Source organism: Rhodobacter sp. CZR27, from assembly GCF_002407205.1.
In the GTDB taxonomy this organism is placed as follows: domain Bacteria; phylum Pseudomonadota; class Alphaproteobacteria; order Rhodobacterales; family Rhodobacteraceae; genus Cereibacter_A.
Window position 1 is genome coordinate 154,957 of record NZ_CP023550.1, and the last position, 24,619, is coordinate 179,575.

Sequence of the window (24,619 nt, forward strand, 5' to 3'; positions counted from 1 at the left end):
GGACATGCTCGATCCCCCCGCCGATCCGCCCGTTTCCGATGCGACCCTGACACTCGAAGCGAAGGACCGGCGGGACCTGCCGCCGGGCGCCGCAGGCGGCGGATCGCCGGCGGCCGCAGGAGGGCCCGCGGACGGGGCCGCCGACAGGACCGCCGACAGGGCCGCGGAGGGGGTCGCCGCAGGCGCGACCCGGATGCGGGACACCACGGCCGCCGGCCCCGGCTCGGTCACCATCGAGGCCCGGGCGGGCGAGCCGATCCCGAAGCGCCCGGCCCCGCCTCCGGGACAGGGCGGGGGTGGGGGCGGCCAGGGACCGGGCTTCCACCGCCGCCTCGGCCCCGAGAACTTCGGCGAGAGCCTGCGCCAGGGCACGGCCGCGGTGCGGCGCAACCTCGGGCTCGTCATGGCGCTGACCTGCGCCACCAACCTGCTGATCCTCGCCATCCCGATCTACCTGTTCCAGATCTCGGACCGGGTGCTGACCAGCCGCTCGCTCGACACGCTGGTGATGCTGACCGTGGTGATCGTGGGGGCGGTGCTGCTGCAGGCGGTGCTGGATGCCGTGCGCCGCTTCATGCTGATGCGCACTGCGGTCGAGGTGGCGGTGCAACTCGGCGCGCCGGTGCTGAGTTCGGCCGCCCATGCCTCGCTTTCGGGATCAAGCCGGGAATACCAGACGCTGGGTGACCTGCAGCAGCTGCGCAGCTTCCTCGTCTCGGGCACGCTGATCTCGTTCCTCGACGTGCCCTTCGCGCCGCTCTTCATCCTCGCGATCTTCCTCGTCCATCCGCACCTGGGCAGCATCGTCGTGGTGACGGCGCTGCTGCTGCTGGTGATCGCGCTGGTGAACCAGAAGATGACCGAGAAACCCTTCGCCGAGGCCAACCTCGCCCAGTCCAGGGCCAACCTGCATCTCGAGTCGATGGCGCGGAACAGCCAGATCATCAACGCCATGGCGATGATCCCCGAGGCGGTGGCGATCTGGGGCCGCGACGTGGCGGCCTCGCTGACCGCGCAGGTGCGCGCGCAGGACCGCAACATCGTCAGCGCCGCCCTCTCGCGCGCGGTGCGGCTGCTCACGCAGATCGGCCTGCTGGGCTGGGGCGCCTATCTCGCCATCGAGGGCGAGATCACCGGCGGCATGGTGATCGCGGCCTCGATCATCGCGGGCCGGGCGCTCGCCCCGATCGAAGGCGCGATCGAGGGCTGGAACGCGGTGATCCTGACGCGGGCCGCCCACCAGCGGATCACCCGGCTGCTGACCGGCTCGCGGCTGCAGTTCGAGCGGCTGCGCCTGCCCCGCCCCGAAGGCCGGCTTGATGTCGAGCGGCTGCTCTACGTGCCGCCGGGCACCAGGCAGGTGGTGCTGAACGGCATCAGCTTCTCGCTCAATCCCGGCGACACGCTGGCGGTGATCGGCAATTCCGGCGCGGGCAAGACCACGCTGGGCAAGATGCTGGTGGGCTCGATCCTGCCCACCTCGGGCTCGGTCCGGCTGGACCTGATGGACCTGCGCAACTGGGACCCGCGCCAGCTGGGCGAGAACCTGGGCTACCTGCCGCAGGACGTGCAGCTCTTTCCCGGCACGATCAAGGAGAACATCGCCCGGATGCGGGCCGATGCGACCGACGAGGAGATCCACCGCGCGGCCGTGCTGGCCGACGTGCACGAGATGATCGCGCTCTTGCCGCAGGGCTACGAGACCCTCGTGGCGGCCGATGGCGCGCCGCTTTCGGGCGGGCAGAAGCAGCGCGTGGCGCTGGCGCGGGCCTTCTTCGGCAACCCGCGCCTCGTGGTGCTGGACGAGCCGAACTCGAACCTCGACACGGCCGGCGACAAGGCGCTGGCCCGCGCCATCGCCCAGGCGCGCGAGAACGGCATCACCGTGGTGGTCATCACCCAGAAGCCCGCGCTCCTTCAGGTGGTGGACAAGATCATGCTGCTGGCCAATGGCACCGTCTCGCTCTTCGGCGCGCGCGAGAAGGTGCTGGCCCAGCTCAATGCGCAGGCGGCGCCCGCCCGCGTCGCTCGGCCCGAGGGAGGCCCCGCCCATGGCTGAGACATCCTATCCGGAATGGTATGCGGGCGTGCCGCGCTCGGTCACGCGCCACGCGGTCTTCGGCCTCAGCCTGATGGCGCTGTCCTTCGGCGGCTTCGGCCTCTGGGCCTTCAGGGCCCCCCTCGCCGCCGCCGTGATCTCGCAGGGCAGCTTCGTCGCCACCGGCCAGAACAAGATCGTCCAGCATCTGGAAGGCGGCATCATCCGCGAGATCCTGGTCGAGGAGGGCGACCGCATCGAGGCGGGCCAGGTGATCCTGCGCCTCGACGAGACGCTGGCGCAGGCCACGCGGCGCGAGCTGGTGCTGCGCCGCGCCCGGCTCGAGGCGACCGAGGCGCGGCTGCTCGCGCTTCATCACGGCGACGAGCAGCTGGCGCTGCCCCAGCATCTGCTGGCCGCCCAGGGCGATCCCGAGATCGCCGCCATCATCGAGGGCCAGCGGCTCGCCTTCGGCGCCACCCGCTCGCAGCTGGCCAATGACGTGGCGCTGGTCGAGCGCAACATCGAGGCGCTGGAGATGCGCGGCCGCGGCTACGAGGCCGAGCTTCGGGCGATGCGGGGCCAGGCGGAGCTGCTGGAGGAGGAGCTCTCCTCGAAGACCACCCTGCTCGAGACCGGGCTGATCCGGCAGACCGAGATCTCCGCCCTGCGCCGGGCGCTGCTCGAGGCCCAGGGCCAGATGGGCCGGATCGAGGCCGAGATCGCCGAGAGCCTCAAGATGAGCGCCAAGTTCCAGACCCAGATCGACAAGACCCACGACGAATACCGCCGCGCGGCGCTGGCCGAGCTGCAGGCGATCCAGGGCGAGCTGGAAAGCGTGCGCGAGGAGGCGCGCAAGGCCGAGAACGTGCTGACGCGCACCGAGGTGCCGGCGCCGGTGGCCGGCACGGTGGTCCGGCTGCACTACCACACGCCGGGCGGCGTCATCGAGACCGGCAAGCCGATCGCCGAGATCCTGCCCGCGGATGCGCCGCTGATCGTCGAGGTGCTGGTGCCGCGCAACGACATCGACAGCGTGAAGGCGGACCAGCCCGCGACGGTGCGGCTGGTGGCGCTGAACCAGCGCACGACGCCGGTGCTGAACGGCCGCGTGGCCTATGTCTCGGCCGACAGCGTCGCCGACGCGTCGGACGGCGTGCCGCGCGAGGTCTATGTGGCGCGGGTGAGCCTCGAGCCCGAGGAACTGGCCCGTGTCCCCGGCTTCACGCCGACGCCCGGGATGCCGGCCGAGATCATGATCCAGACCGCCGAGCGCACCTTCGCCCAGTATCTGGCCCGCCCCGTCCTCGACAGCATGGCCCGCGCCTTCCGCGAGCAGTAGGGCCGGCCGGGGGCGGGATCGCCCCGATCCGTCCGTCACGGCCGGCAGCCGCGCCGGGGCCGGCGCTGCGGCCGTCACCGGGATCCCGAGACCCGGGGGCGGAACACCGGCTGCGCCAGGCTCACCCATGACCCGGAAGGGGCCGGGGGCGCAGGGGAAGCCCCCGGCCATGGCTTGCACCTTCAGGAACGGCACCGAAGGACGGTCGATCCTGCCATCACGGGCGCCCGCCGGCCGCACGATTCCGCAACCCGGCAGATCCGGGATTCGCACCGGCCGATTTTCTCAAAGGCGGCGCGATTGCCGCAGGATTTGAAACCCCTGCGAAGACAATTGCTCAGAAAGAGCATGCCTTTGCAATTTTCAATCCCTGCGGGAAATCATGTTCAGCCGCTAAACCCGGAAACACGGGAGGCCGAAACTGGAAATTCTGCAAATACAAGTCATTGATAATAAAAGTCAATATTATCTTTAAATTGTGTTAAAACTGTGTCTTTCTTTGCCCCCGTTAGGGAGCGGTTTCTTGCCAGACAGCCGGACGATGCAATCCTGGCGCGCCTCGGGCGGCATGTCCGGTCGGCGGTCGGGCCCATGCATTCGTGCCGGAGTCGGGAAATCGCTTCCCACGACAGGAATTTGTGAAGAAGCGGAGCCGTATCGGGAATGACTTTCCTTTATAACCTCAACAATTTCGAGTTCACGGCCTTCAGCGCGGGCCAGCTCCTCTCGCAGGGCACGATGGGCGCTTCGGTGAGCGTCGGCGACAGCTTCACCATGCCTGCCGCGGCCGACACCGCGCTGAAGGTTGCCGATGACGACCGCTTCCTGTCGGGCGACAGCTGCCGGGACAACAATGCCGACGATGGCTGCGGGCAGCAGGCGTCGATCGTCACCGACGGCACCGCGGCGGGCAACGGCGGCCAGGTCTATGCCGAAAGCTACTTCTGGGTGCAGGATCAGTGCGGCAAGAAGTACATGCTGGTCGAGATCGAGCAGGAAGGCAGCGCCGGCACCTACTACACCTTCAACAGCTCCTGCGGCCTGCCTGCCGCGGGCGCGAAGCTGACCGTGGTCAGCCAGTGCAACGTCACCTCGAACTGGATCGACTACTGCAACCTCGGCGCCGGGAGCCTCGAGAAGCTCGGAACCGTCTCGGGCAGCGTCTTCGGCGATACCAACTGCGACGGGATCAACGGCACGCTCGGCACGATCCCCGGCTGCGACTACCTGATCGAGGCCGAGGCGATGTGCAAGACCTCGAGCCTCGTCACCATCTGCGACTCCGGCGCCTCGGGCGGCAAGTTCGTCCGCCTCGCCTGCCCCGGCGGCAAGGGCGAGCTGACCACGAGCTTCAACGGCAAGAGCGGCACCTATGACCTGACGCTCCGCCTGCAGGACGAGAACGACGGCCAGAGCACGATCCGGCTGGTGATCGACGGCCGCGAGGTCGAGGCGATCCGGCTGAGCCGCGACAGCGACGGCGGCGGCTCGGACTGCGGCCCGTTCTCGACCTATGTCATCAGGGACGTGCAGATCGACTGCGGCGACCAGATCAGGCTCGCCGTGGCCGGAAGCTGCTCGGAATACGTGCGCATCGACAGCCTGCGGCTGGAAGGGCATGACACGACGGTGCGCACGCCCGAGCCGCCGAGGGCGGGGGTGACGGTCAAGCTGGTCGATCTGTCCGGCCGGGTCGTGGCCACCACCACGACGGATGCGAACGGCGCCTACAGCTTCGAGAACGTGAGGGCCGGCCAGTACAAGGTGGTGGGCGTCGCGCCCGACGGCACGGAATTCACCCTGAGGGATGCCGGCACCGACGACAGTCTCGATTCCGACGTGGATGCGGGCGGCGCGTCGGACGTGTTGACCGTGAGGGGCGGCGAGACGGTGGACGTGGATCTCGGGCTCTGCACCTTCCGGCCGGCTTCGATCTCGGGCCGCTATTTCGTGGACACCGACAACAGCGGCACCGATCAGGCCGAGCCGGGCGTGGGCGGCGTGACGGTGCAGCTCATGGGCGCGGACGGCCGGGTCGTGGCCACCACCACGACGGCGGCCGACGGCAGCTATTCCTTCGGCGGCCTCAAGGCGGGCGACTACACCGTGGCCTTCGGCGACGATCCGGCGGGCCGGGTCTTCGTGGGCAGGGACGTAGGCGGCGATGACACCGTCGACTCGGACGTGAACCCCGCGACGGGCCGGACCGACCGGATCACGCTTGGCCGGGGCGAGGCGAAGACCGACGTCGATGCCGGCGTGCGCGATCCCCGGACGGCCTCGATCGGCGACACGGTCTTCCTCGACGCTGACGGCGACGGCGTGCAGGACGCGACCGAGGCCGGCGCGGATGGCGTCGAGGTGACGCTGCTGAACGGGAAGGGCGCGGTGGTGGCCAGCACCACCACGGCGAACGGCGGCCAGTATTCCTTCACCGGTCTCGCCGCGGGCAGCTATTCGGTGGTCTTCGGCACGCTGGCGGGCCATGCCTTCACCACCAGGGGTGCCGAGGCCGCGGATGCGGTGAACGGCGACAGCGACGCGAACCTTCTCGGCCTGACCGACACGTTCGTGCTGTCCATCGGCGAGGTCGAGACCGACATCGATGCGGGCCTCGTGCGGCTGAACACGGCGCCGGTCGCGCTGAACGACACCGGTCGCGGCTGCGCGAACGAGACGATCACGCTCGACGTGCTGGCGAACGACAGCGATGACGATGGCGACACGCTGGTCATCGCCACGGTGGACGGCCACACGATCCGCGAAGGCGAGACGATCGCCACCGCCAGGGGGACGCTGGTCACGCTGTCGGACGGCAAGCTCTCGTTCGACGGCACGGCGGCCCATGCCGATCTGAACGTCGGCGAGAGGGGCTACGAGACGGTCCGCTACACCGTCTCGGACGGCAGGGGCGGCACTGCCGCGGCCGAGGTCGAGCTGTCCTTCTGCGGGGTGGCGGACACGCTGGAAGAGCTGTGCGAAAGCCTGCCGGACAGGGTGGAGTACCAGTTGGTCAGCGGATACCAGAACGGGACGTCCGACGCCTACAGCATGCGGATCGCCGGAACCGGCGACGCCCGGTTCGATGGCCAGGTGATCACGACCGCCTATTGCGCCAGCGCCTATGAGCTGGCCTCCATGGGGACCAGCTTCTCCAATGCGCCGGTGTTCACCGGCAATCTCTACTGCGCCACCGATGCGGCGGCGGTGGCCCGTGTTCTGGCCGGGCAGACCGGAAGCAACGGGCTTGCGGCGGCGGAGAACATCGACCTGATAACCTGGCTGCTGAACCAGGACTTCACCGGCACCAGGTTCAACGATGCCGAGGTGCAGGCCGCGATCTGGAATCTGACCGACGGCCTCAACTCCATCGGCTCGAACTTCGGCCAGCTTGCCGATGTCCACGAACTGGTCGACCTGGCCATCCGCAACGGAGAGGGCTTCGTGCCCGGCACCGATGACGTGGTGGCGCTGGTGGTCGACCCGGACCCGGTGACGGCGGACAACGCGCAGCCCTTCATCCTGGGCGTTTCCTTCGGCGCGCTCGACTGCCTCTGCTGACGATCCCGATCATTCCCGGCTCTGGCCGGGGCAGCGGAAACACCGCCCGGCGAAAGCTGCGTCTTTCGCCGGGCGGTGCCGCCGGAGAGCCGGCCCCGGGCGATGCGCCGCCCACGACAGGAAGCTGAAGCGGCCCGCGCATGGGCCTTCATTCTTGCAAAGGAAGTGACATGAAGAAGCTGACGGCTCTTGCCGCGACCGCGATTTCCTTCGTATCGGCCACGCAGGCCCTCGCGACGGACGGCTGCATCGCGCTCGGCACCTGCTCGGTCCCCGAGATCAGCGCGCTCGACGGGGCTGCCGCCCTCGCCGTGGTGAGCGCGCTCGTCCTGCTCGCCTGGGAGCGTCGCCGCCGCGCCGCCTGACCCGGCGATCCGGCCCCGGCCCGCTTCGCTTCCTGCGGGGCGGGCTTTCCTTCCCCTTCCGACGACAGCGACGATGACCACCGAAAGCCCCCCTCTCCGCCCGGCCGTCGCGCCGCTTCTGGCGCTCGTCGGCCTGCTGGCGGCCGAGCTGGCGGTGATCGGCGTCACCTACAAGCATCTGATCCGGTTCACCTGCCTCGAGAACTGGCCGGCCGCGGTCTGCGGCGGGGCGAGCACCTTCATGGTCAGCGTCTATGCGATGGCCGCGGCCCTCGCGCTGGTGGCGCTGCTGATCCCCGAGGCGGTGCGGCAGCTGGCGGCCGAGGCCGGGCTGCGGCGGGCGGGCCTTCTGCCGAACCTTGCCGGCTTCGCCGCCATGATGGCGCCGCTGCCCCTGCTGGCCGAGGGCGCCGGCACCGCGGTCCTGCCGGTCGTGCTGGCCTGCTGGGGCATGGGCATCCTGCTCGGCGCGACGGGTGCCCTGCTGATGGTGGCGCCCCTTGCGCGCTGGCGGGTGTTCCTGGCCGCGCAGGGCGGGCGGTTCGCGCTTGCCGCGGTGGCGGGGCTGCTGGCGCCGATCCTTGCGATGCAGGTCCGGCCGCTGTGGCGGCTCGAGACCATGGCCGACCTCACCTTCTCGGCGGTGGCGGGGCTGATCCGCCTTCTAGGCTACGAGGTCGCGGCCGACCCGGTGGCGAAGACCATCGGCGCCGCCGGCTTCTCGATCAGCGTGGCCCCGGTCTGCTCGGGGATCGAGGGGATGGGCCTCGTCGCGGTCTTCGTCACGCTCTTTCTGGGCCTCTTCCGCCACGAGCTGCGCTTTCCCGCGGCCCTGCTGCTCTATCCGATCGGGATCGTGGCAAGCGCGGCGCTCAACATCCTGCGGATCACGCTGCTGCTCGTCATCGGGCTGAACGGCCATCCCGGGCTGGCGGTGGGCGGGTTCCACAGCCATGCCGGCTGGCTGAGCTTCACGCTCCTGTCGCTCGGCCTGATCCTTGCCGCCCGCAGCCTTGCCGTCTTCGCCCGGTTGCCGCGGCCGGCGGCACAGGCCCCGCGCCTGCCGCCCTTCCTGGCCGATCCGATGGTGGCGGGCATCCTGCCATTTGCCGTCTTCATGGCCTCGGCATTGCTGGCCTCGACCTTCTCCGCCTCGCCCGAGACGGTCTATCCCCTGCGGGTGCTGGCGATGGCGGGGGTGCTCGCGCTGTTCCTGCCCCATCTGCGCAGCCTCGGCTGGCGGGTGGATCCGCTGGCCCTGGGGCTGGGGGTGGGCATCGGCCTCCTCTGGGCCCTGACCGGTCCGGCGCCCGGGCCGGGCAGCCTGCCGGCCCAGGGGACGCTGGCCGGCGCGGGCCTCGCCCTCTGGATCCTCTCGCGGGTCATCGGCACCGCGCTGCTCGTCCCGGTGATCGAGGAGCTGTTCTTCCGCGGCTACCTGCTCGACCGGCTTGCCCCGCCGGGAAGCCGCCGGCCCTGGCGTGTCCTGCTGGCGGTGGCCGTCAGTTCCGCAGCCTTTGCGGTCCTTCATGACCGCTGGCTGGCGGCGGGACTGGCGGGCGTGGCCTTCGCGCTTCTGGCGCTGCGCTCGCGCAACCTGACCGATGCCATCCTGGCCCATGCCGCGGCCAATGCGGTGATCGCGGGGGTGGCACTGGCAACCGGCAACTGGGGCCTCATCTGAGCGGTGCCGGGGAGGCTCCTGCGGACGGGGGCGCGGCAGATGTCGGCATCCGCCCGCCGAATGAGACATGACCGTCACGCAATAGATCGGCCAGTCACCGCGCCTGAAAGAGAGATCGGACCTCTGTCCAATAGCAGCATATTGATCGATAGGATAATGGTCCAGAACCTGCCTGTCCGTTGATCCCCTTGCCGGCAAAACGGGCTTCCGGATCCTCTCATCCGTTCGGGAGGAACCCGGAACCTAAAATTAAGTAAAACAATATCAGATATTTGCAGATAAACCGCCCCGAAAGGACAATGGCGCACCGCCGGAAATCCGCGGCAAATGGTGGTGGCCGGAATTTGACGAATCGGAATGACGGGTCTAGTTCTTGCCCATTGTCTTTATCAAAAAGTCAGTATGGTCATGGATGCCCTGGTAGGTTTTACGGGCTTCGTCGGCAATTCATTGCGTGGGCAGCACGAATTTGGCGGCCTCTTCAACCGTTCGAACATCGCCGGGGCGGTGGACCGGACCTTCGGGACCGTCGTCTGCGCCGCGGCTCCCGGATCGATGTTCACCGCCAACCGCTTCCCCGAGCAGGATGCGGCCGCGATGGGCGCGCTGATGGAGCGGCTCGCCCCGATCCGGGCCGAGCGCTTCGTGCTGATCTCCTCGATCGCGGTCCTGGACCGGTTCGACGGCGGCGACGACGAGACGAGCACCCGGTTCCAGACCGCCCTCGCCTATGGCCGCAACCGCCGCGCGCTCGAGGAATTCTGCGTCGAGCGGTTTCCGCGCTGCCTGATCGTCCGGCTGCCCGCCCTGTTCGGTCCCGGGCTCAGGAAGAACTTCCTGTTCGACATCCTGAACCCGATGCCCGCCATGCTGACGGAGCCGCGCCTGGCCGAGCTGGCCGAGGCCCTGCCGGCCGGCCTGCGCCCGGGGCTGGCCGGGATCTACCGGCCCGAGCCGGCCACCGACCTGCATGTCATCGACCGCGCGGCGCTGGAGGCCAGCGGCCGGCGGCCGGCCTATGACGCGGCGGTGTCGGCGGCCGGGATGGAGGCGGTGCGCTTCACCCATCCGGACAGCCGCTTCCAGTATTACGACATGTCCCGGCTCTGGGCGGACATCGGCCTCTGCCTCGGGGCGGGGCTCGACCTCATCCATCTCGCGCCGGAGCCGCTGGAGGCGGGGGCGATCCACCGGGCGCTGACCGGCCGGCCGATGCCCCCATCGCAGGCCAGGATCCACCGCGAGGACCTGCGCACGCGCCATGCCGCGCTCTGGGGCCGGACGGGTCCCCACATCGCCTCGGCAGGGGAGGTTCTGGCCGGCCTCCGCCGGTTCTTCGCCGCCGAAAGGGCCGCGGCATGAGGCTCGCGGTCTCCAACATCGCCTGGCATCCGCAGGACCGGGCCGCGGCCTACGGGGTGCTGCGCGCCCACGGCATCCGCGGCCTCGAGATCGCCCCGGGGCTGTTCTTCGACCGCAGCGCCGATCCCTTCGCCCCGACCGAGGCCGAACTGGCCGGGGCGGTGGGCGAGGCGCGGGCGGCGGGGCTGGAGCTTGTCTCGATGCAGTCGCTGCTCTTCGGGGTCGAGGGGGCGGCGCTGTTCGGCGCCCCCGGGGAACGGCAGGCGTTCCGGGCGGGGATGCGGCGCGCCATCGCGCTGGCCGGGCGGCTGGCGATCCCGAACCTCGTCTTCGGCTCGCCGCGGCAGCGGGTCGTGCCCGCCACCATGGCCGCGACCGAGGCGCGCGAGGTGGCGCTGGAGACCTTCGCCGATCTCGGCGATGCGGCACAGGCCGCCGGCACGAGGCTGGGGGTGGAATTCAACCCGGCGGCCTATGGCACAAACTTCCTCACCACGCTCGAGGAGGCCGATGCCTTCGTGGCGGACCTCGCGCATCCGGCGGTGACGCTGATCCTGGATCTCGGTTCGATGCATCTGAACGGGGCCTTCGCCGGCATCGCGGAGGCGGTGGCCGGGGTAGCCTCGCCGATCAGCCATGTCCATGTCAGCGAGCCGCATCTGGCGCCGGCCCCCGCCGATGCCGGAGCGGCGGCCACCGCCCTCTCGGCGCTCGCCCGGCGCGGCTATTCCGGCTGGGTCTCCATCGAGATGAAACAGCCGCCCGAGGCCATGGCGGCGGTGCTCGGGGCGGCGCTCGGCCGCCTCATGCAGGCTCTCGACATCGCCAGCGAGAAGGCAGACCCGGCATGACACCGACTTCCCGACGCGAGGACATCTTCGTTTCCGTCTGCCTTCCGGATCTTCCGGCAACGCGCGAGGCCGCCGCCGGCCTGCAGCGCCTCTGCGGGGACATCGCGGCCCGGTTCCGCTACTGGGAGGTGCTGCTGACCGTGCCGGCCGATGGCGCCGAGGCCTACGAGCCGCTGATGGCCAGGATCGGCAACATCCGGCTGCTGAAGCTCCGCCATGGCACGCCGTTCTACCGCCGCCGGGTGGCCGGGGCCGCCGAGGCGATCGGCGACGTGGTGGTGCTGACCGCGATCGACGAGCAGCCGGACCTCGACCTTCCCGCCATGATCGAGGCGGCGGCGGCGGCCAGTGCCATCGTGATCGGCCGGCGCCGGTCGCGGAGCGCGATGAACCCGCTGCTCGAGGCGCTGGGGCACAGCGCGGGCTTCCGCGTCAGCGCGCGCAGCATGCTGACGGCGGCCTATCCCCGCACGCTGCTGAACAAGCTGCTCGCCCATCCCGACCCGCAGCTGGCGCTGCGCTTCCCGCCGATGGACCAGGCCCTGCCCGTGCTGTGGCAGACCGCCACGGCCCGGCGGCGGCACCGGATGTTCGGCGATCTCGGGCGCAAGCTCGGCCTCGTGCAGAAGCTGCTCGTCAGTTCCGCCCCGCGGGTGCTGGCGCTGGTCGCGCTTCTGTCGCTGCTGGTGGCCGGGGGGTCGCTCGCGCTCGCCGTCTATGCGGTGGTGGTCTGGCTGACCTTCAGCGCGGTCCAGCCCGGCTGGTTCACCCTGACGCTCGCGCTGAGCCTGACCGCCCTGTTCCTCTCCATCGCGATCTTCGGCCTGTCGATCGGCGTGCAGAAGATGATCGAGTCGCTGTCCGGCGCCCTGGGCGAGGACATCCTGGACGAGCGCAGCTCGGTCGATCTCTTCGGGCAGGTGATGAAAGAGCTGAACGTCGAGGTGGTGGACGAGACCCCGCCCGTCCTGTCCGGGCAGGAGGCGGTGACCCCGCTTGTCCTGCCCGAACTCGCGATGCGGGGGCGTGCGCCCCTGACGGGAACCACGGCATGAGCCGCGGCGGAGCCGTCGACTGCCTGGTGATCGGCGGCGGCTTCTATGGCTGCTGCCTTGCGCTGTTCCTGCGCTCGGTCACCGACCGGATCGTGCTGGTCGAGTCGGGCGACCGGCTGATGGACCGCGCCTCGCGGGTCAACCAGGCGCGCGTCCATACCGGCTTCCACTATCCGCGCTCGGCGCTGACCGCGGCCAAGTCGATGGTGCTGCACCGCCGCTTCGCCGAGGACTTCCCCGAGGCGATCCGGTCCGACTTCCAGATGCTCTACGCCATCGCGCGCCGCCGCTCGAAGGTCAGCGCCAAGCGGTTCTACCGGATGTTTTCCGACATGGGCGCGCCGATCGCCCCGGCCACGCCCTCGCAGGCGGCCCTCTTCGACCCCGCGACCATCGAGGCGACCTTCGCCTGCACCGAGCACGCCTTCGACTATTCGGTGCTGCGCAACCACATGGGAAGACGGCTCGACGCGCTGGGGATGGACCTGCGGCTGAACACCGCCGTGGAGGGCCTCGAGGAACACGAGGATGGCGTCATCGTCCGGCTCTCCTCGGGCGAGGAGATCCGGGCCCGGCACGTCTTCAACGTCACCTATGCCCAGATCAACCACATCCTGCGGATGGCCGCCCTGCCCGAGGCGAGCCTGAAGCACGAGCTGACCGAGATCGCGCTGATCCGCCCGCCGGCACAGCTCGAGGGTTTCGGCATCACCATCATGGACGGTCCCTTCCTGTCGGTCATGCCCTATCCGGCCGAGGCGCTGCATTCGCTGACCCATGTCCGCTACACCCCGCAGATGAGCTGGACCGACGCCACCAGCGACCGCCCGGCCTATGAGGTCTTCGCTGCCGCCGAGCCGCAGAGCCGGCACCGCCACATGATCCTCGACGGGCTGCGCTACGTGCCCTGCCTGGCCGAGAGCCAGTGGGTGAGGTCGATCCACGACGTGAAGACGGTGCTGGTGAAGAACGAGCAGGACGACGGCCGGCCGATCCTCTACCAGCAGCAGCCCAGGGGTTCGCGGGTGATCTCGATCCTCGGCGGCAAGATCGACAACATCTACGACCTCTTCGACCTCGTGCGGCTGACCCGGCCGGACTGGGCGGCGGCGAACGAAAGCCTCCTCTGCCCGCCCCGCGCCGCCCGGAGGATGGCCTGATGCGGCGCCGGGTGCCGACCGACCTTCTGCGCTTCGGCGTGGTCTCGGTCCTGGGGCTGGGGCTGGATCTTGCGGTGGCCTGGGGGCTGGCGGTTCTGGCCGGACTCGCCCTGCCCTTCGCCGCGGTCTGCGGCTTCGTCGCGGGGGCGGCGCTGAACTATGTCCTGCACCATTTCTGGACCTTCCGCAGCGCCGCCCCCCGGGCCGCCGGCGACGGCCATGCCCGGCGCCTCTTGCGCTATGGCGCGGGGCTCGGCCTGACGCTGGCCTCGCGCGTGGCCACCGTCGCCGTGCTGGAGCGGGTGCTGTTCCCCTCCGAAGGCGAGGAACTCGCGGCGCTGGCAGGCGGAACGGCGGTCTCCTTCGTGGTCAACTACCTGTCCAGCAGGCATTTCGTGTTCCGCCCCGGCGCCGCGCCGGAGATCAAGTGATGCCTGCGGCGCGGGCATGCGTGCCAGTCGAGAGGGAAGCGACGTGAACCAGGTGAGCCCCCCGAAGGAGGCGATCTCCGCCCCCGTGGACGGTCCGATGGAGGTGCCGGCCCACGAGGCCCGGATCCTCGCCCCTAAGGCCAGCCGCTACCTGCTGGTGATCCCGGTGATCAACGAGGGCGAGCGGATCCGGCGCCAGCTCAGGACCCTGCACGGGCTCGCGCTGGCGCTCGACGTGGTGATCGCGGATGGTGGATCGACCGACGGCTCGCTCGACCCGGGCTTCCTGCGCGAGTGCGGGGTGCGGGCGCTTCTGACCAAGACCGGCCCGGGCCGTCTCAGCGCGCAGCTGCGCATGGCCTATGCCTGGGGGCTGGCCGAGGGCTATGACGGCATCCTGACGGTGGACGGCAACGGCAAGGACGGGCTCGAGGCGCTGCCGCGCTTCACCGCGGCGCTCGATGCGGGCTTCGACTATGTCCAGGGTTCGCGCTACCGTCCCGGCGGGCAGGCGATCAACACGCCCCTCGACCGCAAGCTGGGCGGGCGGTTCCTGCATGCGCCGGTGCTGTCGCTCGCCTCGGGCACCCGGCTGACCGATACGACGAACGGCTTCCGCGCCTATTCCCGCCGCTACCTGACCGATCCGCGGGTGGCGCCGTTCCGCGACTGCTTCCGCGACTACAGCCTGCTGTTCTACCTCTCGGCCCGCGCGGGCCAGCTCGGCTACCGCGTGACCGAGGTGCCGGTGCGGCGGGAATATCCGGCGACCGGTCCCGTTCCCACCAAGATGGGCAGCGTCGGTGCCAAGCTCGCGCTGGTGGGGGAACTCTTCCGCGCCGCGCTCGGCGGCTTTCACCCCGAGGCCGACCGGCCGCTCTTCGGGGTGGGCGGGGTCAGGGCGGTGCCCTGGCTCCTGCCGGCGGTCTTCCTGCTGATCCTCGTCTCGCGGCTGGCCGGCATCCTCGATGCGCCCGACATCTGGCACGACGAGGGGATGCTGATGGCGAACCTGCCGCTGCCCTCGCTTCTCGCGGCCTTCGGCCCCCTGCCTTACTACGCACAGGCCGCGCCGCCGGGCTACCTGATGCTGGCGAGCACCGTGATGGCGGGGTCGGGCGAGCATCCCGAGACCGGGCTGCGCCTCCTGAGCATGGCGGGCAGCCTCGGCGCCGCGGCCTTCCTCGCGCTTGCCCTGCGGCGGCTGGGCGGGGCGGTGGTGGCGCCGGTGGCGCTTGCGCTGGTGTTCCTGTCGCCCTTCGGCGTGCGCTATGGCATCGAGATCAAGCAGTATGCCTTCGAACTGCTGGCCACCTGCCTGATGCTCCTCGCCACCGTCCGGGCCGTCCAGTGCCCGGGACGGGCCAGCCTCGCGATCCTCGCGGGCTCGGGGCTGGCCGCGATCCTCTTCTCCTTCGCGGCCCCGGTGCTCTTCGCCGCCCTTGCACTGGCCGCGGTGCTGCAGATGTGGCTGCTGGGGCGCGAGGGACTCCGGCCGCTCGCCGGCACCTTCGCGCTGCTCGTCGGGCTGGCGGGGCTGTGGCACCTCACCGTGATCTCGCCCGCCACGGCCGACCAGTTCACCCATTTCTCGGAGGCCTATGCACAGGGCTACCTGCGGCTGCCGTTCCTCGGCGACCAGGGCAGCACGATCTCGGGCGGTCTCCGCATCATGCTGGGGATGTTCGATCCCTTCTACCGGTTCTCCAGCGGGCACCACTCGCCCCACCTGTTCGCGATCCTGGGCGTGATCCTGCTGGGGCTGGGCCTGCTGGCGGCGCTCCGGCGCGGCCTCCTGCTGCCGGTGGCCTGCGTGGCCCTGCTGGGCGGGCTTGCGGTGCTGAGCCTCGCGCGGCTCTACCCGATCCTCTACACCCGCCATTTCATCTTCGTGCAGCCCGTCGTGGGCACCATGCTCGCCATCGGCCTGCTGACGCTTCTCGGCTGGGCGGCGCGGCGGCTCGCGCCCCTGCCCCGGGCGGTCACGCTGGCCGCGGGCTTCGTCGCGCTCTTCGGCGGCCTCTCCCTCCTCGCCGGCCTGACGCAGGAAAAGCAGCAGCTGAGCGAGGCGCTGGCCGTCATTGCGCGCACCTCCAGGGACCCCGATCCGCTGATCTACGTGGGGATCACGGCGCAGCCCAACATGCTTTACGTCGCGCCGGAGTTCGGCACGCAGATCGGCTATGGCCCGCATGCGTTCGACCCCGACTACCGCAAGCGCGGCACGACGGCCACGCTGGCCACCGACCATGCCGACCGGATCCGGAGCCATACCGAGATCTGGATGCTGGAGACGCTGGTGTATGACGGCGACTTCGACCGGGTGAGGCAGGACCTCGCGCCGCTGGAAGCCGCCTTCGGACCCTGCGAGGAACTCTACCGCTCCGGCTCGTCGCGGGATCTGGGCCACACGCTGGCCTATCGCTGCCGCGCCCCCGACCGGGACGCGCCGCAGGCCGCCCGGCAAGGCGGCCTGCCGTAGGAGCCTGGCCCCTGCCGCTTGCCCGGCGGCCTCCTCAGCCGGCCAGGGCCCGCGGCAGGGCGGGCCGCCGCCGCAGCGGGACGAGCCGGTCGGTGGTCCTTTCCGTGGCCCGCGGGGCCGCGCCGGGATGAAGCCGGAAGAACGTCATCCCTTCCCGGAGCCGCGCCGCCTGCCGCGAGAGATCCGAGGCGCCTTCCGCCAGCTGTTCCGAGGCGGCGCCGGTCTGCTGCGCCACGCCGTCGAGCTGCTCGATGGCGGCGGAGATCTGCCCGGCGCCGAGCGCAAGCTCGCGCGTGGCATCCGAGATCTTCGACACGAGGGTCGCGGTGGTGCGGCTGTCCGGCACCAGCCGTTCCAGCCCCTCGCGGGCATGGGCCGCCGTGCGGGCCGTGCGGATCGACAGATCCGAGATGTCGCGCGCGGCGGTCTGGCTGCGTTCGGCCAGCCTGCGCACCTCGTCGGCCACAACGGCGAAGCCGCGGCCATGCTCGCCCGCGCGGGCGGCCTCGACCGCGGCGTTCAGCGCCAGAAGATCGGTCTGGCGCGCGATTTCCTGCACGACGAGGATGCGGTCCGAGATCTCCTGCATGGCCGCGACCGTCTCGGCCACCGACTCGCCGAACCGCCGGGCCTCCTCGGCGGAGTCCAGCGCGCGCCGCTCGGTCTCGCCGGCGTGCTGCGAGCTTTGCCGGATGTTCGCCGCCATCTGCTCGACCGAGGCCGAGGCCTCCTGGCTGGCCGAGGCCTGCTCGGTCGCGCCCTGGCTCAGCTGCTCGGACGAGGCCGCGATCAGCGCGCTCTTCTCGGCCACCTGCCCGGCCGTCGCCGAGACCGAGGTCACCACCTCGCGCAGCCTCGCGACCATGCGGTTGTTTGCGGCCAGCAGCGCCGCGATCTCGTCCCGGCCCCGGATCTCGGCCATCTCGCTGAGGTCGCCCCCGGCCACGCGCTCGCTCAGCGCCAGCGCCTGCCTGAGCCCCCGCCCGATGGTGACGACGATCCACGCCCCCGAGGCCAGCGAGACCAGCCCCGCGATGGCGAGGATCGCCAGGAGATTGCGCATGGACCGCAGGAAGCCGGCATCGACCCTGACCCGGTTGGCCTCCATCTCGCGCAGCAGCTCGTCCGACAGCGTGGTCAGCAGGCCCACCCGCCGCGACAGCCCGGCCTGCTGTTCGGGCGACATGAGCAGCGCCTGCGCCTCGGCCATCCGCCCGGCATCCGCAAGCTCGATCACGCGGTCGTTGACCGCCTTGGTGGCCTTCCAGTCGGTCTCGTAGGCCTTCAGCACCTCCATCCGCGGCGTGCCCTCGAGAAGGGTCGAGAGCCGCGTGAAGGAGGCGAGCATCTCGGTGCGGGCCGTCTTCATCAGCGCATCCTGCCGGGCGTGGATCCCGGCCGAGGCCGTCATCGTGTATTCGCGCTGCGTCATGTTGCGCAGAAGCTGGTTCTGGTTCAGCCGAAGCGCCTCGATCACCTGCGGCGCGTCCCGTCCCACCAGGGTGTCGAGTTGTCCGCGCAGATCGTTGATGGTGGAGATTGCCACCCAGATCGCAAGGCCGCCGAGGGCCATGACGACCGAGAACGTGCCGATGAGGCGGGTGCGAATGGTTAATGCAAACATCTGGAAGCCCTTGAACTCTTTAACAGAACATTGCCGCACCATGGCAGGGCGCGGCTGGAACGGCAGCCATCTCTTGGCATGAGCACCGCTCGCTTGCGGTGGCCGGGACTGGCCGGGAGGCGGGGATGCCGTCCCTGAGGATGCGGTGGCCTGTCGCAGGGGGCGCGGCTCCGCACCTCCCGATCCGCGAGCCGCCGCAAGGGCCTGGGGCCGCCCCGCGGGCGCGTCCCGATGCCCGGCCCTTGCGATGCGGGCCGGGCCGCGGCTTTCCGCAGGCTGGGGTGCCGGCAGGGATCCCTGCCCCCTCCGGCCTGTGCGGGGGGTGCCGGCCGCGTCCTGTGCGGCGCTGCCGCACCGGCCCGGACGCGCCGGGACTGCCCAAGACGGTGGGGCCGACTAAAGAGTTCATAAATATCTCCGTTGGATGATCCCGGCGGGAGCGGTGACGGTCTATGCCGGAAAGGCGCCCGATCAGGCAAAGGGCGATCCTCGGCAAAAGGTACAACCAGTATGAAGTTTTCGATCCGCAACAAGCTGGCTGCCGCCTTCGGCGTCGTCTTCCTGACCTCGGGCCTGGCGGTGGCCGTAGCGCTCGTCCATCTCAACCGCCTCGATGCGAGGCTGGACGAGGTGATCGGCCAGCATGTCCAGCAGGTGGTCCTCGCCCAGCGGCTCAGCATCGGCCAGTACCGCGTCATGGCGAACCTGCGGGCCCACCTGCTCGACCGCGATGCCGCATCGGCGATCCGGATCGAGACCGACGTGCAGGAGGGGCGCATGATGCAGCGCCGGGCCCTGCGCGCGCTGCGGGCCAGCCCGCAGGACGCCACGACCGCCGACATCCTCCAGCGCTACAATACGCTCCGGAAACAGATCCAGAAGACCAGCAACCGCGCGATGATCCTGTCGCTGGGCGGCAAGCCCGAGGCCGCGGCCGGGGTGCTGCGCGACAGCGGCTCGGACCGGATGGAGATCGAGCTCGAGGGCCTGTCCGAGGCGCTGGTCGCCCACAAGCTCGGCATCCTGGACCAGGTCAAGGCAGAGGCCGACGCGGATTTCGGCCGGATGATCGTGATCGTCGTGCTGATCGCGGCCCTCGCGGGGCTCGCCGGGTCGGGGGCGGCGCTCTGGATCACCCTGTCGATCGGGCGGGGCCTGAAGCGCGCGCTCGAACTGTCGCAGCGGGTGGCGGGGGGCGACCTGTCGCAGACCGCAGCCCTGCAGGGACAGGACGAGATCACCGACCTGCTGGGCGCCAACAACGCGATGCTGCTGAAGCTGCGCGCGGTGGTCGAGGAGGTGTCCGCCACCGCGCGGGACGTCGCGACCGCGAGCGGGCGCATGGCCTCGGCCTCGGGGCAGCTCAAGTCCGGCACGGAAGAGCAGGCCTCCGCCACGGTCGAGGCCTCGGCGGCGGTCGAGCAGATGCTGGGCAACATCACCCAGTCCGAGGAGAACGCCGCGCAGACCGCGCGCATCGCCGGCGGCTCGGCCGAGGAGGCGCGCCGCTGCGGGCAGGCCGTCGCCGAGGCGGTGCGCTCGATGCAGTCGATCGCCGAGCAGATCGGCGTGGTGCGCGAGATCGCGCGCCAGACCGACCTTCTGGCGCTGAACGCCGCGGTCGAGGCGGCACGGGCGGGCGAGCAGGGCCGCGGCTTCGCGGTGGTCGCCGCCGAGGTGCGCCGCCTTGCCGAGCGCAGCGGCGAGGCGGCAGCGGGGATCTCGTCGCTGTCGGCCGAGACGGCGCGCATGGCCGAGCGCGCGGGCGACATGATCGGACGGCTGGTGCCGGAGATCGAGCGCACCTCGGACCTCGTCTCGGGCATTTCTGTCGCCTCGCGCGAGCTGTCCGAGGGCGCACGGCAGGTGTCGCTCTCGATCGAGGCGCTCGACCGCGTCACCCACCGCACGGAGGCCGCCTCGCGCCAGCTCGACGGGGATGCCGAGGATCTCGCCGGACGGGCGCGGCAGCTGCTCGGCAGCGTCGGCTACTTCCGGACGGGAGAGCCCGGGACCGCGGCCCCGGCCGAGGCGGACGCCGAAGCGGCCCGCCCTCCGGCGCTGCGCGCGGCCGCCTGAAGGGGATCGCGGGGGCGCAGCCGTCCCGCCCCCGTCAGACGAGGATCATCGCCACGGCCCAGAGAAGCGAGACCAGTCTTGCCAGCTGTGCCCAGTGCGGCGGCCCCTCGTAGCGTTCCGCGCTGCGCCAGACCCCGACCACCGTAAGCAGGATGTAGGGCACGGGCAGGAAATAGACCGCCGCCGCCACGGCCGTGGGCGCCTCGCCGGCGATCAGCCCGAAGGCTGCGACCGTGGCGATCAGGCTGGCGAGCCCGGCATAGAGGATGCCGTGGCTCCAGAAGGCATGGGCGAGCGGAAGATCGCCGCGCCAGAGGGCTCGCAACGTCATGTCGCCTTCCTGCATGGATCCGCCCCGTCCGGACGGGCTCCCGCAGGCTTAGCCGATCCCCCGCCGCAACGGGAGGGCCGGGATGGCCGCACCGGGGATTGCGGGCGCAGGCCCGGCCGGCGGGTTTCGCGGTGACGGCCAAGTGAACCCGGAGTTGACTGGCATCCCCATGATCCATCCGCCTTTCGGGGGAGGCGGTTTCCTTCGACGCGCCTTTTCATTATGGGAACGACCGCTATCCGCTGGACCGCATCCAGCCGCACGGCGGGCCGGAACGCCCCCGGACGGCGCCGCGCGGCGCCCCGGCATCCCTGATGGAGAGGTTTCCCGATGACGCGACCGGCACCGGTCTCCCATGCGCAGACGGCGCTCTGGTTCGGCGCCGGGGACGCGGCGGGAAGCTCCGAGCACAACCTGCTGTGGCTGCTCGCCTTCCGGGGGCCGCTCGATGTCGGGCGGCTGGCCGCGGCGCTGGCGGCCGTCGTCGCCCGGCACGAGACGCTGCGCTCGGTCTTCCTGCGGCGGGGGGAACGCATCGAACGGCAGGTGCGGCCCGCCCCGCCCGCGATCCGGCCCGAGCGGCTCGCCCTCGCGCCGGGGGAGACGGCCCGGAGCCTCGCCACGGCCTTCGGCCTCAGGCCCTATGACCTGGCCGGGGAGCCGCCGGTCCGCTTCGGGCTGCTCGAGCGGGCGCCGGACGACCATGTGCTGTTCTGCGGCTTCCACCACCTCGTCACCGACGGCACCTCGTGGCCGGTGTTCGTGGCCGATCTCCTCGCCGCGCTGGAGGGCCGGCCCCTGCCCCCGCTGCCGGCCCGCTATTCCGACCATTGCCGCTGGCAGCAGGCCACCGAGGCCTCCGGCGCATGGGAGGAGGCCCGCCGCCACTGGCGGGGGCTTCTCGCCGGCCTGCCCGAGCCCTGGCAGTTGCAGCTGGCCGGAGAGCCCGCCCCCGGTCTCGTGCCCGACCACGAGGGCGCCCATCGGGTGATCCCGCTTTCGCCCGGGCTGTCGGCGCGCCTGCGCGAGCGCGCCGCCGCATGGCGGACCAGCCCCTTCCGCATCGCCTTCGCGGCCTGGATCGCGCTTCTCCACCTCGAGACGCGGCGCGAGGTCCTGCCCGTTGCCACCACCTGGGTCGGGCGGTCGCGGCACTGGGCGGGAGTGGTGGGCTTCTTCGTCAACACCGGGATCGTGACGGCCCGGCTGGACCCCGGGACCCCGTTCCGCGCGCTGATGGACCAGACCGCGGCGCTGATCGACGCGGGCGTCGCGCATGAGGAATTCCCCTACCGGCTCGCGCTGCGCGAGGCCCCGCCCGGCCCGCACCGGCACGGGGTGACGCCGCTCTCCTTCACCCGCATGCCCACGAGCCGCCCCTGGCGCTGCAACGGCATGGAGGTGACCGAGGAGCGGCTGTTCCTGCCGCGCGCCGACCGCGACCTCGCGGCCTATTTCCAGGACGAGCGCGGAACCTTCCGGCTGCATCTGGTCCACCGCACCGCGGCCCTCGGGGCCGAGGCCGTGGCACGCCTGGCCGAGCGCTTCCCGATCCTGCTGGCGGATGCGCTCGAACGGCCGGACTGCCCGGTGGATGCGCTGGAGATCCTGCCCCCCGCCGACCGCCGCAGGATCCTGGGCGACTGGAATGCCACCGATTGCGCCTTTCCCGCGAAGCCCCTGCACCGGCTGGTCGAGGCGCAGGCCGCCCGGACCCCGGGGCGCATCGCGCTGGTCTCGCCCGAGGGCGCGCTGACCTACCGCGACCTCGACGGCCGGGCCAATGCGCTGGCCCGCCTGTTGCAGGCGCGGGGCGCGGGGCGGGGCTCGATCGTGCCGCTGCTGATGACCTCCTCGGCCGCGATGGTGATCGCGGAACTTGCGGTGCTGAAGACGGGGGCGGCCTTCGCGCCGCTCGACCCGCAGTGGCCGGCGAACCGGCTGGCGCGGCTCCTCGACCGGCTCGGCTCGGGGCTCGTGCTCGTGGCGCAGGAGGGCGACCGCGACCTCGCCCTTGCAGGGGCAGGCGGGGCCCGGCCCGGAACCGCGCGCGAGGTTCTGGCGCTGGACGGCCTGGCCCTCGACCCGGAGGCGGGCCCCCTCGACGTGCCGGTCTCGCTCGGGGATCCGATCTACTGCATCTTCACCTCGGGCTCGACCGGCGAGCCGAAGGGGGCGATCAACGCCCATGCCGGCGTGGTCAACCGGCTGTTCTCGATGACCCGGGTCTTCGGATCGCCCGAGGCCGACCGGGTGCTCGCCACCGCCCCCGCCACCGCGGACACCCATGTCTGGCAGTATTTCTGGCCGCTGGCCTTCGGCGGGCGCACGGTGGTGATGCCGCGCGACCGGCTGGTGCTGCCCGAGCGGATCGTCGGGACGATCGGAACCCACGGCATCACCTTCGCCGATTTCATCCCCTCGATCTTCCGCACCCTGGTCGCGCATCTGAAGGCCCACGAGGCGGCGCGCCCCGCGCTGGCCGGGCTCGGCCGCATCATCCTGGGCGGCGAGGCGATGGAGACCCGCTCGGTGCGCGAGTTCCGCGCCCTCTTCCCCGGGATCGCGATCTGCAACACCTACGGGCCCACCGAGGCCTCGATCGCCGCACTCCATCACCAGCTGGGCGAGACGATCGCCGACCCGGTGCCGATCGGCCGGCCCTTCCCCAACATCCGCGCGGTGATCCTCGACCGGCACGGGCGGCCGGTGCCGGTGGGGATGGTGGGCGAGCTCTGCCTCGGCGGGGTCTGCGTGGGGCTCGGCTATCTCGGCGATCCCGAGACCACGGCGCGGAAGTTCATCCCCAACCCCTTCCCGGAACTCGGCTGCGACCGGCTCTACCGCACCGGGGACCTCGCGCGCTTCCGCGCCGACGGGGTGATCGACTTCCTCGGCCGGGCCGACGACCAGATCAAGCTGCGCGGCGCCCGGATCGAGCCGGGCGAGGTCGAGGCCGCCCTGCTGCGCCACCCGGCCGTGGCCGAGGCGGCCGTGGGCCTTTCGGCGGAACGGGACCGGCTGGTGGCCTGGCTGGTGGCCGATCCCGCCGCCCCGCCGCCCGAGGCCGCGGAGCTTGCCGACGCGCTGCGGGCGGAACTCCCGCCGCACATGGTGCCCTCTGGCTTCACCCTGCTGCCGGCCCTGCCGCTCGCCCCCAGCGGCAAGCTCGACCGCCGGGCGCTGGCCGGGGCGGCCGGCGTGCCGCTTCCCGTCCTGCGGCGGTCCGAGGCGCCGCGCGACGAGACCGAGCGCCGGATCGAACGGGTCTGGCGGAAGGTGCTGGGGCAGGAGCGCATCGGCATCCACGACAACTTCTTCTCGGACCTGGGCGGGGATTCGCTCAAGGCGCTGACCTGCCTCCTCGAGCTCGAGGCGGCGGGCGTACCGGCGGGGATCCGCGATCTCTACATGGCGCAGGACATCGCCTCGCTGGCGCGCCGGCTCGGCTCGCGCCCGGCGGGACGCGCCGCCGATGGACCGGCCGGCGCCGCCGCCGGGCCAGCCCCCGATGCCGCCCGGCTCGAGGCGGCGCTCCTCGAGCGGCAGCGGCCCTATCTCTCGTCCTGGAGCGGCGAGCGGGTCTCGCCCGCGGGGCTCCTCTTCATGCGGAACGCGGGCGGCGGCCAGCCCCCGCTGTTCTGGTGCTTCCAGGGCTTCCAGGAGTTCCGCCAGCTGGCCGAGCGCTTCGCCACCCGGTTCGCGCCCGACCGGCCGCTGGTCGGCATGCGCTCGGGCCATCTGATCATGGACTACGACGACCCCTCGCTCGACGCGCTGACCTCGGCCTATGCGCGCGAGGTGCAGGCGCTCTGGCCCGAGGGTCCGGTGTATCTCGGCGGGAACTGCCAGGGGGGGCGGGTCGCCCACCGGCTGGCGCGGCAGCTGCGGCGGCAGGGGCGCGAGACCGCGCTGCTGATCCTGATGGAGGAGTCGCTCTTCGAGCCGCATGCGGGCCGTCTCGCGCTGGTCTTCGGGCGCGACAGCAAGCTCAATCCCTGGCGCGACGGCGGCGATCCGGGCCCGCTTCTGGCCGAGCGCTATCCGGGGCTTGCCTCGGTCGACATCGTGCCGGGCGCGCATGGCCAGTTCTTCGAGGATCGCCATGTCGATGACCTGGCACGGGCGCTTGCGACCCGCCTGGACGAGGCCTGCGCCGCCGGCCGGGACCCGCGGGCAAGCCCTGCCGACCGGCGGGAGGCCGACCTTCCCGCCTGAGGCGCAGGCTCTGCCGCAAGGCGTAGGCGGGACCCG

General features: G+C 71.3%; 15 protein-coding genes. 13 read left to right on the top strand and 2 right to left on the bottom strand.

Going from position 1 to position 24,619, the window contains the following annotated elements; translation table 11 throughout:
• Positions 1-4: 4 nt before the first annotated feature.
• The 11 genes from CK951_RS20530 (at position 5) to CK951_RS20580 (ending at position 16,331) form a co-directional block, all read left to right on the top strand.
• Positions 5-2,059 carry a type I secretion system permease/ATPase gene (locus CK951_RS20530; protein ID WP_232520818.1) on the top strand — a complete coding sequence of 685 codons (2,055 nt, stop codon included), beginning with the start codon at positions 5-7 and terminating at the stop codon, positions 2,057-2,059.
• Entirely contained in the window at positions 2,052-3,380 is a 1,329-nt protein-coding gene (locus CK951_RS20535; RefSeq protein ID WP_096788098.1) for an HlyD family type I secretion periplasmic adaptor subunit, read from the top strand. Before CK951_RS20530 ends, CK951_RS20535 begins: the two co-directional genes overlap by 8 nt.
• Before the next feature lie 663 nt (positions 3,381-4,043).
• Positions 4,044-6,941, top strand: coding sequence for an SdrD B-like domain-containing protein (locus CK951_RS20540; protein ID WP_096788070.1), 2,898 nt, complete (start codon positions 4,044-4,046; stop codon positions 6,939-6,941).
• A 170-nt stretch (positions 6,942-7,111) separates the two neighbouring features.
• Positions 7,112-7,306, top strand: a complete 195-nt coding sequence (locus tag CK951_RS20545; protein ID WP_096788071.1) for a hypothetical protein — start codon at positions 7,112-7,114, stop codon at positions 7,304-7,306.
• A 73-nt stretch (positions 7,307-7,379) separates the two neighbouring features.
• A complete protein-coding gene (gene xrtE, locus CK951_RS20550; RefSeq protein WP_096788072.1) occupies positions 7,380-8,990 on the top strand; it encodes an exosortase E/protease, VPEID-CTERM system in 1,611 nt (536 codons plus the stop codon).
• Positions 8,991-9,392: 402 nt separating this feature from the next.
• Positions 9,393-10,352 carry a hypothetical protein gene (locus CK951_RS20555; protein WP_232520806.1) on the top strand — a complete coding sequence of 320 codons (960 nt, stop codon included), beginning with the start codon at positions 9,393-9,395 and terminating at the stop codon, positions 10,350-10,352.
• A complete protein-coding gene (locus tag CK951_RS20560; protein WP_096788073.1) occupies positions 10,349-11,203 on the top strand; it encodes a sugar phosphate isomerase/epimerase in 855 nt (284 codons plus the stop codon). Before CK951_RS20555 ends, CK951_RS20560 begins: the two co-directional genes overlap by 4 nt.
• Positions 11,200-12,258 (top strand): hypothetical protein, encoded by a 1,059-nt coding sequence (locus tag CK951_RS20565; RefSeq protein WP_198402520.1) that lies wholly within the window; start codon positions 11,200-11,202, stop codon positions 12,256-12,258. The genes CK951_RS20560 and CK951_RS20565 overlap by 4 nt, the downstream gene beginning before the upstream one ends.
• The gene (locus CK951_RS20570; protein ID WP_096788074.1) at positions 12,255-13,418 is read left to right on the top strand and encodes an FAD-dependent oxidoreductase; all 1,164 of its coding nucleotides are present in this window, start codon (positions 12,255-12,257) and stop codon (positions 13,416-13,418) included. Before CK951_RS20565 ends, CK951_RS20570 begins: the two co-directional genes overlap by 4 nt.
• Positions 13,418-13,849, top strand: a complete 432-nt coding sequence (locus CK951_RS20575) for a GtrA family protein (RefSeq protein WP_096788075.1) — start codon at positions 13,418-13,420, stop codon at positions 13,847-13,849. Before CK951_RS20570 ends, CK951_RS20575 begins: the two co-directional genes overlap by 1 nt.
• A 43-nt stretch (positions 13,850-13,892) precedes the next feature.
• Complete coding sequence (locus CK951_RS20580) at positions 13,893-16,331, top strand: glycosyltransferase family 2 protein (protein ID WP_232520807.1); 2,439 nt, start codon at positions 13,893-13,895, stop codon at positions 16,329-16,331.
• 34 nt (positions 16,332-16,365) lie between these two features.
• Here the strand turns inward: CK951_RS20580 and CK951_RS20585 are convergent, their stop codons facing one another.
• Complete coding sequence (locus CK951_RS20585) at positions 16,366-17,955, bottom strand: methyl-accepting chemotaxis protein (protein ID WP_198402521.1); 1,590 nt, start codon at positions 17,953-17,955, stop codon at positions 16,366-16,368.
• Positions 17,956-18,465: 510 nt separating this feature from the next.
• Between CK951_RS20585 and CK951_RS20590 the strand changes: the two genes are divergently transcribed.
• Positions 18,466-20,034: a methyl-accepting chemotaxis protein gene (locus CK951_RS20590; RefSeq protein ID WP_096788078.1), complete on the top strand. Its 1,569-nt coding sequence runs from the start codon at positions 18,466-18,468 to the stop codon at positions 20,032-20,034.
• 34 nt (positions 20,035-20,068) lie between these two features.
• Here CK951_RS20590 and CK951_RS20595 read toward each other — a convergent pair whose 3' ends face one another.
• A complete protein-coding gene (locus tag CK951_RS20595) occupies positions 20,069-20,365 on the bottom strand; it encodes a hypothetical protein (RefSeq protein ID WP_157764700.1) in 297 nt (98 codons plus the stop codon).
• Positions 20,366-20,695: 330 nt separating this feature from the next.
• Here CK951_RS20595 and CK951_RS20600 point away from each other — a divergent pair, with 330 nt between their 5' ends.
• Positions 20,696-24,583, top strand: coding sequence for a non-ribosomal peptide synthetase (locus CK951_RS20600; protein ID WP_096788080.1), 3,888 nt, complete (start codon positions 20,696-20,698; stop codon positions 24,581-24,583).
• The last annotated feature ends 36 nt before the right edge of the window (positions 24,584-24,619 follow it).

Excerpts from the sequence above, each read along its gene's own strand:
- CK951_RS20530 (WP_232520818.1), top strand. The coding sequence starts at position 5 with ATGCTCGATCCCCCCGCCGATCCGCCCGTTTCCGATGCGACCCTGACA.
- CK951_RS20535 (WP_096788098.1), top strand. The coding sequence starts at position 2,052 with ATGGCTGAGACATCCTATCCGGAATGGTATGCGGGCGTGCCGCGCTCG.
- CK951_RS20540 (WP_096788070.1), top strand. The coding sequence starts at position 4,044 with ATGACTTTCCTTTATAACCTCAACAATTTCGAGTTCACGGCCTTCAGC.
- CK951_RS20545 (WP_096788071.1), top strand. The coding sequence starts at position 7,112 with ATGAAGAAGCTGACGGCTCTTGCCGCGACCGCGATTTCCTTCGTATCG.
- xrtE (WP_096788072.1), top strand. The coding sequence starts at position 7,380 with ATGACCACCGAAAGCCCCCCTCTCCGCCCGGCCGTCGCGCCGCTTCTG.
- CK951_RS20555 (WP_232520806.1), top strand. The coding sequence starts at position 9,393 with ATGGTCATGGATGCCCTGGTAGGTTTTACGGGCTTCGTCGGCAATTCA.
- CK951_RS20560 (WP_096788073.1), top strand. The coding sequence starts at position 10,349 with ATGAGGCTCGCGGTCTCCAACATCGCCTGGCATCCGCAGGACCGGGCC.
- CK951_RS20565 (WP_198402520.1), top strand. The coding sequence starts at position 11,200 with ATGACACCGACTTCCCGACGCGAGGACATCTTCGTTTCCGTCTGCCTT.
- CK951_RS20570 (WP_096788074.1), top strand. The coding sequence starts at position 12,255 with ATGAGCCGCGGCGGAGCCGTCGACTGCCTGGTGATCGGCGGCGGCTTC.
- CK951_RS20575 (WP_096788075.1), top strand. The coding sequence starts at position 13,418 with ATGCGGCGCCGGGTGCCGACCGACCTTCTGCGCTTCGGCGTGGTCTCG.
- CK951_RS20585 (WP_198402521.1), bottom strand. The coding sequence starts at position 17,955 with ATGTTTGCATTAACCATTCGCACCCGCCTCATCGGCACGTTCTCGGTC.
- CK951_RS20590 (WP_096788078.1), top strand. The coding sequence starts at position 18,466 with ATGAAGTTTTCGATCCGCAACAAGCTGGCTGCCGCCTTCGGCGTCGTC.
- CK951_RS20595 (WP_157764700.1), bottom strand. The coding sequence starts at position 20,365 with ATGACGTTGCGAGCCCTCTGGCGCGGCGATCTTCCGCTCGCCCATGCC.
- CK951_RS20600 (WP_096788080.1), top strand. The coding sequence starts at position 20,696 with ATGACGCGACCGGCACCGGTCTCCCATGCGCAGACGGCGCTCTGGTTC.